We start from the raw sequence: 14,951 nt of genomic DNA, 5'->3' as shown, positions 1-14,951 counted from the left end.
GCGGCACGTTGTCGGTGTCGTGCGTCGAAGGACACCGACCCGGGAGGCCTGAGGGACTCGCCACACGTGTCCGGCTCCAGAGGCGCGGCGCTCCCCGTCGCCGGAGCCGTCACCCACCCCGGTGTGCGGGTCCTGACCCGTTGCCTTCCGCAGCCACGGCCGCTCGCACCCGTTGCTCCTCGCGAGCTGAGCCGACGTCCCGTTCCAGAGGTGTGCGGCTCACCGCTGTCGCGAGGTCCTCCAGGGCCCGCTTCTGCAGTTCCGCCCCGCGCCGTAGCACCGGGCTCCGGTCCTCGGCGGCGCCATCCCACGCGTGGAGGGCTTCCTCCACACGCCCCCAGTCCGGATTCCTGTGCTCGCGCACGTCGACTGCCGCCTGCGCGGTGTCCGCCTCCAGGGCTTCGGCGAGCCGCTCCGCCTCGGGGGCGAAACGGCTGTCGGTCCGCGGGACGTGGCTCTCCATGAGCATGGCCGCCCTGTCGAACCCCTCCAGCGCCTTCTGCGCCTCTTCCGCCTCGCGCGACGTCAGCCCCCTGGGGCGGACCGGTTCCCGCCTCGCCTGGTCGTAGGCCCCCTGCCAGGCGGCACGTGCCTCCCTGCTCGCCAGCAGTGCCCTGCGCATGTCGTCGCGATGTTCCCGCGTCGGTTCGGCGTAGCTGCGGAGCACTGCGGCCGCGTAGCGGCCGTTGGCGGCGAGCCAGTCCGCGAGTCGGCTCGGCAGCCGGGGCGTCTCCCACGCGGGGAACACCACGTACGCCAGCATCGCCAGGGCCCCGCCGAGCAGGGTGAGCACCATCCGTTCCGGGACCGTCTGCTCCCATGACTGGCCGCCCAAGCCGAGCAAGAAGACGACGTACGCGGCAGTGAAGCATTGGGAGTAGGCGTAGCCGGTACGGATGAGCGTGTATGAGAGGCCCGCCGAGACCACCGCCAGCGCGCCGAACACATGGGCGTCCGGACCCAGAGCCTGCACCGTCCCGGTGGCGAGCGCGACCCCCGCCAGCGTCCCGGCGAGACGGGCCACCGCACGCGCGTACGTCTGGTGGAAGTCCGGCCGCATCACCATCACCGAGGCGACGGGCGCCCAGTAGCCGTGGTCCAGCGGTAACCGGGAAGCGATCAAATAGCCCAGCGTGGCCACCGCCGCCAGCCGGACGGCGTGCCGGAACACGGGCGAGTCACGGCGGAGCTCACGGCGGATCGCCCGGACGGCGACCGGGAGCAGCCGGAACATTGTCGGGCGCACCAGGAACTGGGCGCTCGCGGGGCCGGGCGGCGCAGGCGCCTTGTCGCCCGCGCTGCCGCACTCGGCGATCTCCAACGCCTCGGCGAGCAGTCCCACGAGCCGTTCGGCGGCCTGCCGGGCAGGCCCCTCCAGCACCTCGTCCTCCTCGTCGATGCGCAGGACATCCGAGCTCCCGGGAGGCAGCTCCGCGGGAGCGCCGCAGCGGATCGAGCGGGCGGCCGCGTCCAGAACGTCGGCGGCCGTGTTGAGCAACTCCCGTGCGCGGTCCCGCCCGGGTCCCTCCGCCGGGGCGCCGACGTGCGGGTCGGCGAGCGCGGCGACGACCGGCAGAATGCGCTCGGCGAGGCCCCGGGGGCCGTGAAGTACGGGCGGACGGGTGCGGGCCTGTGACGGCGTCACGGCAGCCGCGTCCCGGGCCGTCATCAACGGCTCCGGGTCGAACGGGGCGGTCGGGTCGTCCCGCAGCCGGCGGGCGTAGTCCGCCACGGCGGCCAGGGCGTCGGCGAGCGCGTCACGATGCGCCCCCCCAACGGCGGATCGGGAACAGCAAGATCAGCACGGCCTGCGTCACGCCTCCGAGCGCGATGACCCCGGCGTGTTCCAGGGCTTGCCCGACGCTCGTGGGCAGGGTGACGGTCACCAGCATGCTGCCGACCGTCGTCGCTGCGACGATCCCGGCGGTCGATCCGAGGGCCCATGCCATCCCCGCGGCAAAGGCCCATACAGCCAGCAGTGGGAGGAACGTCACGAGTCGTCCCGCCGCCAGGTAGCCCACGAAGGTGCTGAGCGCCAGACCCGCGCCCGCACCGAGCGCGATCACCTTGCGCGGACGCCAAGTGCGCTGGAAGGTTGCCCCACCGGCGGAGTAGGCACCAAGGGCGGCGGACGCGGCGTACGCAGGGGAGACCAGCCACAGCGCCGGCCCGATGACGATCGCCACCCCAGCAGCCGTGCGCAGCGCGAGAAGTGGCTCCAGCCGCGTCTCCTCGATCGTGAGCCCGGATCGCGCGACCTCCCCGAAGGTCCGCAGCCATCTCACGGATGCGAGCCTAGTCGGAAGGCCCTGCCAGGGCGCGTCTGCCGCGCCGCGCCTCCTGACGGCACCGCGCTCGGCGGACGCGCGCCCCCTGGTCGGTCTCCACCCACAGACCGGCACACCCTTGTGTACCTCGGCGATCGATGACCATCCCCTGGCGCCGATTGTTCAGCCCCAGCGCTCGACGTCGTCCTCGGGGCCGGTCCGGCACGGCCGACGGCAAAGCGGCTGAAGAAGGGTGACTGACCTGCCCTACCGCGACAGCCTTGCACCGTCATCGCCATGATGGCCCGGTGCGTGTCGCCCGCCGGCCCGGGGACAGTCCCTGGTTCAGCGGGCCTGGGCTGGCCCGAAGGGCTGCGGCGTGGAACCCGAACGCTCGGTCGCCTGCCAGCGGTGAGCGACGGTACCACACGCGCGTTCGGGAGCCATTCGTGTCGGCATCGGTTCACTTCGAGGGCTGGTCACCGTGGTCGTTCTGGAGGGTATGAAGACGTTCCTGTTCGCGCTTGGAGTAGGCAGCGGCCCGGATCGCCTCGTCGCTCTCCAAACCTGATCCCAGCGCGCCGCCCACGGTGGCGACCGAAGCGACGAACCAGGACAACGTCCAGTACTCCGCGGCGTGCAGCGGAGTTCGTGTCGTAGAAGCGAACACTCGGTCGTTGAGGATGAACAGCGCCCACACCAAGTTGATGACCATCAAACCCACGTAGCAGACCAGCACCCCGATACCCACGGTCACGACAGTCGAGGCGTTGTAGAGCCGCGCCCTCTGCTTCGCCTCCCGCGAGGGCCCTGCTGACCGATCCCACAGTTCCCCGTCGACGATCAGCCAGCCGATCATGAGCCCGACGGACCCGACCATGGCGATCACGAGGCGTGGCACGCTCAAGGCCTCAGCGAGGCTCCAGATGTCGGAGGTCAAGGTGGCGATCGCCCCGGTGGCGAGTGCGGCCGCCAGGGCTTTCGACAAGCCCGGCACCAACCGCCACGGACGGTTGGCGCGGACCATGCCGACGAGCACCCTCAGGTAACCGCGCGGCCCGCTGACGACGTACCAAAGATCGTCGGTCTCATCCTCACCGACCGGGCCCGGGTGGATAGATGTGAAACGACGGGCAAAGAGTCCCCGCAGCGGTGGACTCTGCGGAGGTACTTCAGCCCCCGTGGCCCGCGGACCCGCCAAGCCGAGCACGGCTTCTTCCACGGCCCGCCGCGCTCTCGTCTGCAGCCGCAAGCCCCCCAGCGAAGGAAGAGACAGCAGCGCCAAGCCGTGTTCGTGACTCAGATTAACCACGAGCCTGCGCCCGTGTGAGTGCAGCGGAAGGTCGGTGAGGGCCACGACGATGTCCCAACTCTCCGCACTTCCGCGATCCATGATCCGGCGCATCAAGGTGGACGGGTCCTCGGCGCCTGCGGTGAAGGGCTCACTGACCACCTCGACGTCGAACCGTCGCCCCTGGCCCCACTTGTCGGCGAGCCGAGCAGGAAGAGTCTGGGCCAAGCGCTGCGCGATCTCCGTCGGCACGTCCGGATCCGCCAGGAGAGCCACCACCGTAACGCCCTGAGATGACACCCGCATGACCGGACCCTCCTCGTCAGCTGCCCCGCGATCCGGCCCACAGAGTCAGTACGGCCAGATCTCCTCGTCTTCCCAGCACAGAGCCTGTTCCCACCACCGGGCGATCGCGTACGCCACCGCGGACACCCGCTCCGGCCCCATCCTGGCCCGCACCGCACGCCGCGCCACCGAACCACCCGCACGGTGTCCGACCGGATCCAGGCTGCTGTCGGTCGTGACGGGCAGCTACTGCCACACGAGGTCCGTCGGCGCCCCGGCTTCCGCTCCCTGGAAGACCAAAGCGGGCCTGCACAATCTGATCACGGCGATCACGGTCGGTCGCGGTGTGCCGAATCTGTACGTCGTGCTCTGCCCACCATTGACCGCCGCTCGGGCAGAGCGGCCTCGTCCATGCCTTTCTCCCGGTACGGCACCAGCAGCACCGCCGAGCCCGCGATCCTCCCGGCAGTCGGCCCGGACGTCTCGTCCGCCTCTGCTTCGAGCTGCGCGTTCAACCGGATAAGCACCCGCTCCGCGCTGCCGAGTCCCTTCTTTCAGCCCGAACGGCTTCCCAGTTCCTCGGCCGGCTCCGTTCCTGCGCCGCATTGGGTTCCGCCGCCGTGCGGGAATCCGCTCCAGCACGTCATCCACGGCCACCCCTTCAGAAGATCCGGAAAAGCGTTTTTGAAGCCGTCGCATCTCCGGCACCAGAACCGCGAAATCCATCCCACGGGACCATCCGACAAGTGAACCGCCCCGGCTTTGGCGGACTCCCGCAGAAGCTCGTCAGCGCAACGCCTCGGCCGGTCGTGCTGCGCGTGGCAGAGACGCCCATCTTGCCCACGACATCGCCGAGAGATTGCGGCTGTCCCAACGCGCCCGAACCGAAACCAGGATCGCTCGATCTGACCAACTGGCGTGGCGGACGGTGGGATTCCGGTACGCCGTGGAAACGCTGCCGGGCAAGACGGCTGACGTTCTGGAGGGTGGCCATGACGGCGAGCGCGGTGACGGGCCGGATCGAATCCGGTGCTGCCCGGGGCCAGTTGGCCGCATGGGCCTGCCAGCCCGGGGCACGCGTGAACGGTGCCGCCCCTGCAGGCGGCCTGCGGTTCGCGTTCTACGGCCGAGTGTCCACCGAGGACCACCAGGACCCGGTGACGTCACGGGCGTGGCAGCGGTTGCGCGCCGATGCCGTGGCCTCCGGTCACGGGCGGATCGTGGCGGAGTACTTCGACGTCGGCCACAGCCGCTCGCTGCCTTGGCCCCGACGCCCCGAGGCTGCTGCTCTGCTCGCAGCTCTCGCCGACCCGGACCGCGGGTTCGACGCCATCATCATCGGATCGAGTGAACGCGCCTTCTCCGGGCAGCAGTTCGCCGCAATGGCACCGGTCTTCGAGCACTACGGCGTCCCTGTCTGGCTGCCCGAGCTCGGCGGCGAGGTCGACCCGCAGCTCGCAGCCCACGACGAACTGATGGTCCTGCTCGGTGTCCTGGCCAAGCGCGAGGTCACCCGAGCTCGTGTCCGTTCACGCACCGCGATGCTGGTCCAGGCCCGCGACCAAGGTCGCTACCTCGGCGGGCGACCACCGTACGGATACCGGCTCGTGGACGCGGGACCGCACCCGAACCGCGCACTCGCCCGCCGCGGCGTTCAGCTACGACAGATGGACATCGACCCGGACACCGGCCCCATCGTCACCTGGATGTTCCAACAACGCCTCGCCGGCCACAGCGTCGCCAGGATCACCCGCGCGCTGAACGACATGAAGGTCCCGTGCCCAGCAGCAGCCGACCGCGAACGCAACCCGCACCGAACCGCGATTGCCTGGACGCTCACCTCGGTGCAGGGCGTCCTCAGCAACCCGAGGTACACCGGCCGCCAGGTGTGGAACCGGCAACGCACCGACCACGAACTGATCGACCCGGACAACACCAACCTCGGCCACCGCGACGTCATGCGCCGCAACACCCCCGACGAGTGGGTGATCTCCGAGAAGCAGGCGCACCCGGCCCTGGTCAGCGAAGCCGACTTCGTCGCCGCACAGGCCATCCGAGCCGAGAAGAAGGCCGTCGGGAGGACGTACCGGCTCGCCGGCCTGCTTCGTTGCGGGCACTGCAGTCGGCTCATGGAGTCGTGCTGGTCGAACGGCCGCGCCGCGTACCGCTGCCGCCACGGGCACTCCAGCGCCACGCCTCGTGATCCACACCGGACGCCGAACGCATACGCCCGTGAAGACCAGATCCTCGCCCATCTGCCAACGCTCCATCTGATGCGCACCGGCGAGGACACGGCACCTGACCCCACGGGCGCACTCGCCCACCTCCGCGCCGACGGGATCGGCCTGATCTACGACCAAGCCGGTCGCACCGTGACCGCGGACACCGAACGGAAGGAGAGGATCGTTATCGGTCGATGACTCCCAGCGCCGACCGGCACCGGACACCGGTCAGCGCGCAACCGACAGCCAGCACCGAGAAATGAGGAAGGTGATCGACAGAGCAGACCCCGGAAACGACAAACACCCGCCTCGGCCGAGGCCAAGCACGGGTGCCGATCGATGCTGCCCTGGAACCGAAGTTCGTGGGGCAATTATGTGTCCGAGGGGGGACTCGAACACTACACACATGCCATGTCGCGAGGCGCGCAGCAGATCGCGGTGCTGTGATGGCGACCGCAACCGCACCCCCGCCCAGCGCAGCCGACCACCCCCGCGATCCTCGGGAATCCGCGGTCCGAGCCGTCACTTTGATCATGGGCGCCGTCGTCGGTCTGACCTTCCTCTTCGGCTTCGGCAATGTCTGGGCACTCGCCCTACGCCTCGGCGTACTCCCCTGGGTCGCACCCCTGGTCGCCCCAGCCGTCGACCTTTCAATCCTCGGACTGCTCCTCGCGATCCGACGGCTCGTCCTGGACGGCGCAGACGCCACCGTGACGCGGCCGGCACGACGGCTCCTGGTGTTCTCCAGCGTCATGACCCTCGCGCTGAACGTCACCGAGCCACTGATCACCCAGCACTACGGCAAAGCAGCGTTCGACGCGGTCGGGCCCCTTCTGCTCATCGGCTGGGCGGAGGTTGGCCCCGGGCTCCTCGAAGTTCTCAACCAACGAGTTACCACGGAGGAGCCGGCGTCTCTGCGGATTGAAAGCGATCGACCAACCGTCAAAACTGTCAAACAGGTATCTGCCATGAACGACGCGGCGTCCTCAGGCGCTGACGATGCAGCGGGCGGGCAGGAAGATCTGCTCGCCCTGGCACGCGCCGCCGACCTACGACACTGGCAGGCACACCGGCGTCCGATCTCAGCCGAGACCCTCCGCAAGGACCTGCGTATCGGCGCCCAGCGATCACGACAACTCGTCGCCGCGATCCGAGAAGTTCAGAAACCACGTTCGACGTCGAGTCCGAATCCCCGAAGGATCACGGGCTGAGGCCTGGACCGGGTCCAGGGGACCACATGCGGCGGAAAGTGGAGGCGTCCAGGAGCCACGGCGCTTGTCGACGAAAGCTGCTTGAACAGCTTCCTAGCCGCGCGCTCGGGGCGTTTCCGGCGCGAACGGCCGCCACCGCGGCCTCGAACGCCGTCGGAGCACCGGACGATGATGACTCCTTCACAAGCCCCCTTTCATACTTACTAAGTACTTAGTAACCTAAGCCAGGGGCGGCTGCGGCCCGTCTCAAACCGCAGGTCGTCCAGGTCCGGCCGCCGCTGTGCCTGGACACGGCCTCTCGTTGCTTTGAGAAGCCGCGACCGGCTTTCGCGCCGCAACCCGCGCTCGTTCCGCGCCGCCGCGAACCGGACGGGCCGAGCGCAAGCCACCCGTACGCCGTTGCGGGGACCAGCCTTTTGAGGAGGCAGTGCGTGGAAACACAGAGAACCCTGATCGCCGCCTTGGCGGTGACTGCTCTGCTCGCCGCGGGATGTTCGGACCGCGGTGACAGCTCCGACTCCGAGTCGGCGCCGACCGATGCGCAATCGTCCGCCGTGTCAGCGGACATCGGAGATCTGAAGAACGTTTGCCGGCCCGGTAGCCCGACGGGTTCGCCCGCTCAGGGGGTTACGGCCGGCGAGATCAAGGTCGGTGTTTTCAGCGACGTCGGCTTCACGAAGAAGCAGGAGTTCGGCGACGCCGCGAAGGTGTTCACCTCGTGGTGCAACGACGCCGGCGGCATCAACGGCCGCAAGCTTGTCGCTAACGTCCACGACACCAAGATGATGGAAGTCCGCCAGCGCATGACCGAAGCGTGCCGTGACGACTTCGCGCTCGTCGGCGGCGGCGCCGCGTTGGACAGCATGGGCGTCAAGGACCGGCTGTCGTGCATGCTGCCGGACTTCCCCGCCCAGCCCGTCGGGTTGGACAGCTCCGGCTCCGATCTGCAGGTATCGGTTCAGCCCGGCAACACGACGTACCTGACCTACTCGGGCTTCTACAACTGGCTGTTGAAGGAGGCCTACCCGGGCTCAGCGGGCGCTGTCGGCGTCATCAGCGGCGACTCCCCTACGGTCAAACCGCTGGTCGCCATGGCCGAGGAAGGCATCAAGGCCACCGGCGGCCAGGTCACGTACAGCGACCTGTACCCGACGCAGGGGGTATCGGACTGGACACCGTACGCGCAGTCGATCAAGAACAAGAACGTCAAGGGCCTGCTGTTCTACGGCCAGTTCAACCAGCTCGCGAAGCTGGAGCAGGCGCTCACGACCATCGGCTACAAGCTCGACTGGATCGACGCGAACAGCAACGCCTACGGCGACGACTTCCTCCAGCTCGCCGGCAACCAGGCGCTGGCGGGGCAGAACAACGTCGCGGACCTGAGCGGTGTGTTCCCGCTGGAGAAGGCCGCCGAGAACCCCGCGACCCAGAAGGTCGTCGACCTGTACGCCAAGTACGCGCCCGGGAGTGAGGTCACGCTGGCGACCGTGCGCGCGTTCTCGTCCTGGCTGTTGTTCGCCAAGTCGGCGTCGTCGTGCGGCGACAACCTCACCCGTAAGTGCGTCTTCGAGACGGCGCAGAAGGAGACGGCCTGGACGGGCGGCGGTCTCCAGGCACCACTCGACGTGTCCGGCCCAGATGTGCCGGTCGCCTGCTTCAACGTCGTGACCGCAACGCCCGAGGGGTGGAAGCCGGCGGACTTCGAGCCCGACAACGGCGCCTACCGTTGCGACGCACCCGTCGTCAAGCTCACCGGTAACTATCCGAAACCGGTCACACTCGCGGATGTGGGCAAGAGCACGGCCGACTTCAAGTAGCAGACGGGCTTCGCGGGTTCGTGGCGTGGTCCGTGTAGACGCATTCTGATGCCGGTCGCCCGCCTGACGTCGGGGATACGCTGCGACGCTTCCAGCGTCCGACGTCGGGATCAGGCCATCGATGTGTCCCGGACGTTCTCGCGCGGTGAGGCTCGCCGCGTCGAGGAATCGCTACCGTTCGCCGATCATCCAACCATCACATTCATGGCTCCATAGTCGGCTTCCACGGAGGACGAGGCCGGGGCGTTCTGACTCTGGAACGCCCCGGCCGAGATCGAGTTCGTCGACAGGAACCGCGAGATGGGCGGAGCTCGGAGCCCACGGCGGCGTCCACGCGAGGCACCGAGATCGCGATCCGCGCCGCAAAGCGCACAGACAAAACATTTGTGGAGGTGGTGAAGCCGTGAGCTTCGCAGCGAACGAGCACCTGTTCCGGGCGGTGGTCGACCGGGTCATCCCGCCCGATGAGTGGCCGGGCGGGTGGGAGGGCGGCGTGGGGGACTACCTGCGCGCCGAGTGGGACGCGGACCTCGCGTGGTGCCACGAGCCGCTGGAGCGGCTTGCCGCCGCGTTGGCCGACGCGTGCGCCGACGGGGCGGACTTCGCCGATCGTGACACCGTCGAGCAGGACCGGCTCCTTGCCGCGGCTGCCGCCGACCCGGCCGTCGGGGAGGCGGTGTTCGCCGCGGTGCGCGTCGCAACGGAGGGCTTCTACGGCAGGGACGGCGTTCACCCGCCTGCCGGGTGGGCGATGCTCGGCTTCGATCCGGGGCCGACCCGGCGGCCCGACACGCCGACCCCGACCATCGCGCCGACCCGGCTCAAGCCCCGGTACGACGCGGTCGTCATCGGCTCAGGCCTGGGAGGGGCGGTCGCGGCATCGGTGCTCGCCGCCGACGGCGCGGATGTCCTGGTGGTCGAACGGGCGCCGTTGATGCCGACCGACCGGCTTCGCAGCGATCACCTGCACGGCAAGCGCGCGGTCTACGCCACCTCGGTGGGGCCCGGCCCGGGCAACCCGCGGGTGACCGTCCTCGCGGACGGTTCGGAGTGGTCGGTCGACGCCACCGCCGGCGGGGATGTCTGGGGCCTGGTCGCCATGACCGTCGGCGGGGGAACCCGGCTGTGGCAGGGCATGGCCTGGCGCATGTTCGCCGAGGACTTCGCGATGGAGAGCACCTACGGCACGCCCGAAGGAGCCGACGTCCTCGACTGGCCCGTCGGCTACGCGGAGATGGAACCGTTCTACAGCGACGCGGAATGGGAACTCGGGGTCGCGGGGCACGACGATGCCCTGAGCGCAAGGACCCCCCGCTCCCGCGGATACCCGATGCCCCCGCTGCCCGACGACCCCGTACGGACACTGTTCCGGAAGGCGGGCGAGCGCATAGGCGTGAACACCGGTCCCATTCCGTTCGCGATCAACAGCGTCACCCGCGACGGACGGCCGCCCTGCGCGAAGTGCGGCCAGTGCCTGGGCCACGCCTGCCCCGTCGACGCGAAGAACGGGGCGAAGAACACGTTTCTCGCCCGGGCGCTGCGGACCGGAAACTGTGACCTGCTGGCCGGCGCGCCCGTGGTGGGGGTCTCGCACCGCGCCCAACAAGCCGACGGCGTCCGGCTGTTGGTGGACGGCGTCGAGCGGACGGTGGCCTGCGACCGGGTCGTCGTGGCGGCGGGAGCCGTCGAGACCCCGCGCCTGCTGCAGGCCAGTGGCCTGGGAAACGACAACGTCGGGCGATTCCTGCACGGACACTCGGCAACCTTCGTGGTCGGCCTCGCCCCGGAGCCGGTGGGCCTGTTCCGAAGCCCGGGCCACTCGGTGGGCACACTCGACTTCGTGCACGACGGACGGGCGCCCATCGGCGGTGGCGTCGTCTTCGACATGTTCTGCCCGTACCCGCTCATGCTGTCCTCGCTGGCGGCACTCTTCGGCGCCGACCTCTACGGAACCGGCCACAAGCGATGGATGCGGGACACCGCACCGCGTCTCATCGGCCTGATGTCGATGGCCCAGGAACTCTCCTCGGCCGAAGGGCGGGTCCGCCTCCACCCGTCACTGCGCGACCGCGACGGCGTCCCGGCGCCGATCGTGACCGGACCGAACGTCCAAGCCACCCAGGACAACAACCGGTATCTGGCCAGGGAATCCATGAGATGGCTCGAAGCGACGGACTGCTCCCAGCCGATGGACCTGATGGCCAGGCCCGGCAGCACCTCCCGCACCCCGCCGCCCCGGATCCCCGCCACCGAACACGCCTGCGGAACCGCCCGGATGGCCGACGACCCGGCCCGAGGCGCGACCGACCGCTTCGGACGCCTGCACGGATCACCGAACGTCTACGTCAGCGACGCCTCCCTGCTGCCGTCTAGCGGCGGCGTCAACCCCGGACTCACCATCGTGGCCAACGCCCTCCGGGTCGCACGCTCCTGGGGTACGACCCGGTGACACGCCCCCGGGACCGGCGTGCCGGTCCCACACGACCGCTGCGCCGCCGCGCCGATTAACGCGCGTACGTCCCGGTCCCGTCTGTGACCGATCTCGGGGTGGGCGCGGTTCAAGGACCCGGGCTCCGTGCAAAACAAGCGCGGATCTCTGCGCGATCCATGAACCCGAGCCGCGCCCGCCCCAGCAAAGCCGGTGCCGCCTCGGCAACTCCGCACCAATGACCCAGTCACCCACCACGGAAGAAGAAGCGTCGCCCCGCGCACCGGGTCACGCCCGTGCCGTCCCAGGCTCCTGAGCAGAACCCGGTCGTGGGCGACTGGGCCTCATCCACGCCGTCCGGAGTGCTCTGCCGCTGCACGGCACGACGCCGTCAACACAGTGCCGCGTGGGTCAACTCGGGGGCGTGTTGCCGGGCATGATGCGGCTGATGGCGCGGTCCCACTCGGTGAGGAGGTCGAAGCCCTGTTCCGCGCCGAGCCACTGTTCTTCGAGGCCGCCCATCATGGCGAGGATCTGGCGTGCAGTGGAGACCGGTTCGGGGACGGCGTCCGTGAGGGCGCCCGCGAGGGCGTCGAGGATCTTCTGGTCATGGGTGCGGAAGTAGTCGTGGGCCGGGTGGCCTCGGTCCAGCGACTCGATGCGCAGCATCGTGTAAAGGCGGACGATTTCCGGTCGGTTGCTGTTGCGGTGCACGATGTCGCGCAGGCTGCCGAGCAGTCGGAAGTGGCGCGGTTCGGTGTCGTCGTCGTGTCGGGCGGCGATGAACTCGGCGTCGCGTTCGTCGCGGTCTTCGAGGACGGCGAGGAGCAGTCCGTCCTTGCTGCCGACATGGTGCAGGACGCCCGCGACGGTGAGGCCGCAGCCATCGGCGACTTGCTGGATGCTGAAGCCGTAGTAGCCGCGGCGGCCGATGACCTCGATCGCCTCGTCGATGATGCGTCGGCGGCGTTCGGCGCTGCGGCGTTCGCGGACGCCGGATCCGTGGTCGGTGGTGGGCACAGGTCATCCTGGCATGTCGGGGAAACGGAAACATTGCGGGGCTGCGGGCCGCGCGCGGGCGCTCGACGTCCACGCGCGGCCCGCAGTTGCGGATGAACCGGCCGACAGGTCAGGCGCGAGGTGAGGGGGCGTCATCGTCGGATGCCAGTGGCACGGCGACGGCGTGGGGGTCACGGGCGTGTGCGCCGACGTCCAGTGCGACCGCGTTGATGCCGGGCAGGACGCGTCGGCGTTGTGTGCTGTCCCAGCGCGCGAGCGGCAGCAGCGACGCGTCGACGTCGACGGAGGCGGTCGCGCCCGCAACGATGTCGACGCAGGCGAATCCCAGCAGGGCGGTTTCGTCGGCGTGGTCGGGTTCGGTGCGCCGGCCGTAGACCTGGACCACGTGGCGGCCGTCGCGCGTACCGGTGTTGGCGACGTCGACCCTCAGCCGCACGCTGCCCGGATCGACCGCGAGGGCGGTGGCGGCGGTGACGACGAAGGTGGTGTACGAGAGCCCGAACCCATGGGGGAAGGCGGCGTCGACACCGAGGTGGTCCAGGAGGCGTTGGCCGTGGAGCCGCCCGTAAGTGATCGCGGTCGCGTCGCGGTCGTGCGGGGGGAGGTGGTCGGCGGACACGGGGACGGAGAACGGCAGGCGACCGGTGGGGTTGTGGGCCCCGGTCAGGACGTCGGCGAGGGCGTGGCCGCCTTCCATGCCCGCATACCACATCAGCAGGACGGCAGGGACCTCGTGGCGCCACGCCTCGGTCGTGACCGCGCCGGCGGCGACGACAGCGACCGCGGTCCGCGGGTTCGCCGCGGACACCGCGCGGATGATCCGTTCGTCGATCTCGCGGAGGGTCAAGGACGCGCGGTCGCCGCCACCCCAGGGCGCGTCGGCGGCGTCCGGCGGCGGGGTGGTGGACATGGCGGCGGCGATCTCCGGCGGCGGGGGCGGGATCAGCGCGGTGATCCTCGGGTCGGCCACCACGTCGGGGCCGATGTACTCGCCTTCGTCGGCGGCGTCGTAGCCCGCCACCACGATCGCGACGTCCGCTTGGCGGGCCGCGGTCGCGGCGGCTTCGGGGTCGTCGTCGGAGACGACGGTGACCACCGCGTCCGGGAACGCGGCGGTGATGCCGTCGAGCGGTGTGCAGTGCGCGGGGGGACGGACGTCCGACGAGCCGTGGTCGCCCATGTTCGCCGCCACGGCCAGCCTGCCGATCAGCGCGATCGAGCCGACCCGGGACGGCTCCAGCGGAAGCACGGGAACACCGTCGACATCGTCGTTCTTCAGCAGCACCATGGACCGCGCCGCAACGGTGCGGGCCAGCGCCCGGGACTCGGCCGACGCCATCGTGTCCGGCCCGAAGTCACCGTCCACGCGGCGGGCGTAGGACCTCAGTTGCGCGGCAAGCAGCCGCAGCCCGGCCCGTTCGACCATCTCCCAGGAGGTTTCCCCCGCTTCGAGCTGCCGCGCGAGGTGGGCTGCGCGCTGCTGCGCGAAGGGCTCCTCCAGGTCCAGGCCGGCATTGAGTGACTTTGCCGCGTCCCGCAGGCCCATCACGAAGTCGCTGACGGTGATCCCGCGCCAGTCCCACAGGTCGCGCAGCACCTCGGTGAGCAGGACCTGGTTCTGCCCGGCCCACTCGCCGTTGACCGAGTTGTACGCCGTCATGACAGCGTCCACACCCGCGTCGGCGATCCGCTTGAAGTGCGGGAGGTAGATGTCGTGGAGCACGGATTCCTCGACGGTCACGTCCACCTTGAAGCGGGCGTTCTCCATCGAGTTGAGCGCGAAGTGCTTGACGCACGCCATCACGTACTTCTGCGTGCCGCGGGTCAGCGCGGCCCCGAACTCCCCGAGGTGGTGGGGGTCGTCGCCGTACGTCTCCTGCGCACGCCCCCACGAGGGGTGCCTGGGCAGGTTGACACAGACGCCGCCGAAGAAGTTGCCGCCCTGCGCCCGGATCTCACGGCCGATGACCTCGCCGACCTGCTCCTCCAAGGCGACGTCCCACGTCGCCCCGCGGGCCATCGGCACCGGGAACGCCGTACCCCTCCCGGCCACACACCCGCGCGGGCCATCGACGAAGCGGGTTCCCGGGATCCCGAGACGGTCGACCGCGCCGTGCACATACGGGCGGGCGTTGTAGCCCTCGGCACGGATGGCGGCAGTGCCCTCCCAGAACGGCGTGTCGCCGTCGAGAAGCCACAGACGCTCGCCCGCGGAGAGCTCCTCGAACAGCAGCTTGGCCTGCGTCTCGGGTGTGTCTCCGGCTCGCACCGCCGCGACCGCGGTCTCGAAGGCGGTCGGAACGTCGACTGTCGGTGGGTGTTTCATGAGACCTCCAGATTACTTACTAATTACTTAGTAAGTCAAAGGTAGAGGGAGGTCGCAGATCGTGTCGACCGCCCGACCCGAGGC

At 69.7% G+C, this 14,951-nt stretch carries 8 protein-coding genes and 1 pseudogene; 4 read left to right on the top strand and 5 right to left on the bottom strand.

Features of this window, described 5'->3' with window-relative positions:
• Positions 1-109 precede the first annotated feature (109 nt).
• The 3 genes and pseudogenes from ACRX5W_RS20480 to ACRX5W_RS20470 form a co-directional block, all read right to left on the bottom strand.
• A pseudogene (locus tag ACRX5W_RS20480) lies at positions 110-2,285 on the bottom strand (FUSC family protein).
• A 445-nt stretch (positions 2,286-2,730) separates the two neighbouring features.
• The gene (locus ACRX5W_RS20475) at positions 2,731-3,864 is read right to left on the bottom strand and encodes a hypothetical protein (protein WP_436789678.1); all 1,134 of its coding nucleotides are present in this window, start codon (positions 3,862-3,864) and stop codon (positions 2,731-2,733) included.
• Between the two features lie 45 nt (positions 3,865-3,909).
• Complete coding sequence (locus ACRX5W_RS20470; protein ID WP_436789677.1) at positions 3,910-4,032, bottom strand: hypothetical protein; 123 nt, start codon at positions 4,030-4,032, stop codon at positions 3,910-3,912.
• Between the two features lie 803 nt (positions 4,033-4,835).
• Between ACRX5W_RS20470 and ACRX5W_RS20465 the strand changes: the two genes are divergently transcribed.
• The 4 genes from ACRX5W_RS20465 to ACRX5W_RS20450 all read left to right on the top strand — a co-directional run bounded on the left by ACRX5W_RS20465 (position 4,836) and on the right by ACRX5W_RS20450 (position 11,542).
• Positions 4,836-6,263 carry a recombinase family protein gene (locus ACRX5W_RS20465; RefSeq protein ID WP_436789676.1) on the top strand — a complete coding sequence of 476 codons (1,428 nt, stop codon included), beginning with the start codon at positions 4,836-4,838 and terminating at the stop codon, positions 6,261-6,263.
• A 335-nt stretch (positions 6,264-6,598) separates the two neighbouring features.
• On the top strand, positions 6,599-7,276 hold the full coding sequence (locus ACRX5W_RS20460) for a DUF2637 domain-containing protein (protein ID WP_436789675.1): 678 nt from the start codon (positions 6,599-6,601) through the stop codon (positions 7,274-7,276).
• 431 nt (positions 7,277-7,707) lie between these two features.
• Complete coding sequence (locus ACRX5W_RS20455; RefSeq protein WP_436789674.1) at positions 7,708-9,093, top strand: ABC transporter substrate-binding protein; 1,386 nt, start codon at positions 7,708-7,710, stop codon at positions 9,091-9,093.
• Positions 9,094-9,496: 403 nt separating this feature from the next.
• On the top strand, positions 9,497-11,542 hold the full coding sequence (locus ACRX5W_RS20450; RefSeq protein ID WP_436789673.1) for a GMC family oxidoreductase N-terminal domain-containing protein: 2,046 nt from the start codon (positions 9,497-9,499) through the stop codon (positions 11,540-11,542).
• Between the two features lie 390 nt (positions 11,543-11,932).
• Here the strand turns inward: ACRX5W_RS20450 and ACRX5W_RS20445 are convergent, their stop codons facing one another.
• Together ACRX5W_RS20445 and ACRX5W_RS20440 are read right to left on the bottom strand one after the other, a co-directional pair.
• Positions 11,933-12,541: a TetR/AcrR family transcriptional regulator gene (locus ACRX5W_RS20445; protein ID WP_436789672.1), complete on the bottom strand. Its 609-nt coding sequence runs from the start codon at positions 12,539-12,541 to the stop codon at positions 11,933-11,935.
• Positions 12,542-12,650: 109 nt separating this feature from the next.
• Positions 12,651-14,867 carry a glycoside hydrolase family 3 C-terminal domain-containing protein gene (locus tag ACRX5W_RS20440; protein WP_436789671.1) on the bottom strand — a complete coding sequence of 739 codons (2,217 nt, stop codon included), beginning with the start codon at positions 14,865-14,867 and terminating at the stop codon, positions 12,651-12,653.
• Positions 14,868-14,951 lie beyond the last annotated feature (84 nt).

Source organism: Yinghuangia sp. YIM S10712 (genome assembly GCF_051388935.1).
Lineage (GTDB): Bacteria > Actinomycetota > Actinomycetes > Streptomycetales > Streptomycetaceae > Yinghuangia.
The sequence above is the reverse complement of the archived record's forward strand: the minus strand, read 5'-3'. Positions and strand labels throughout refer to the sequence as shown.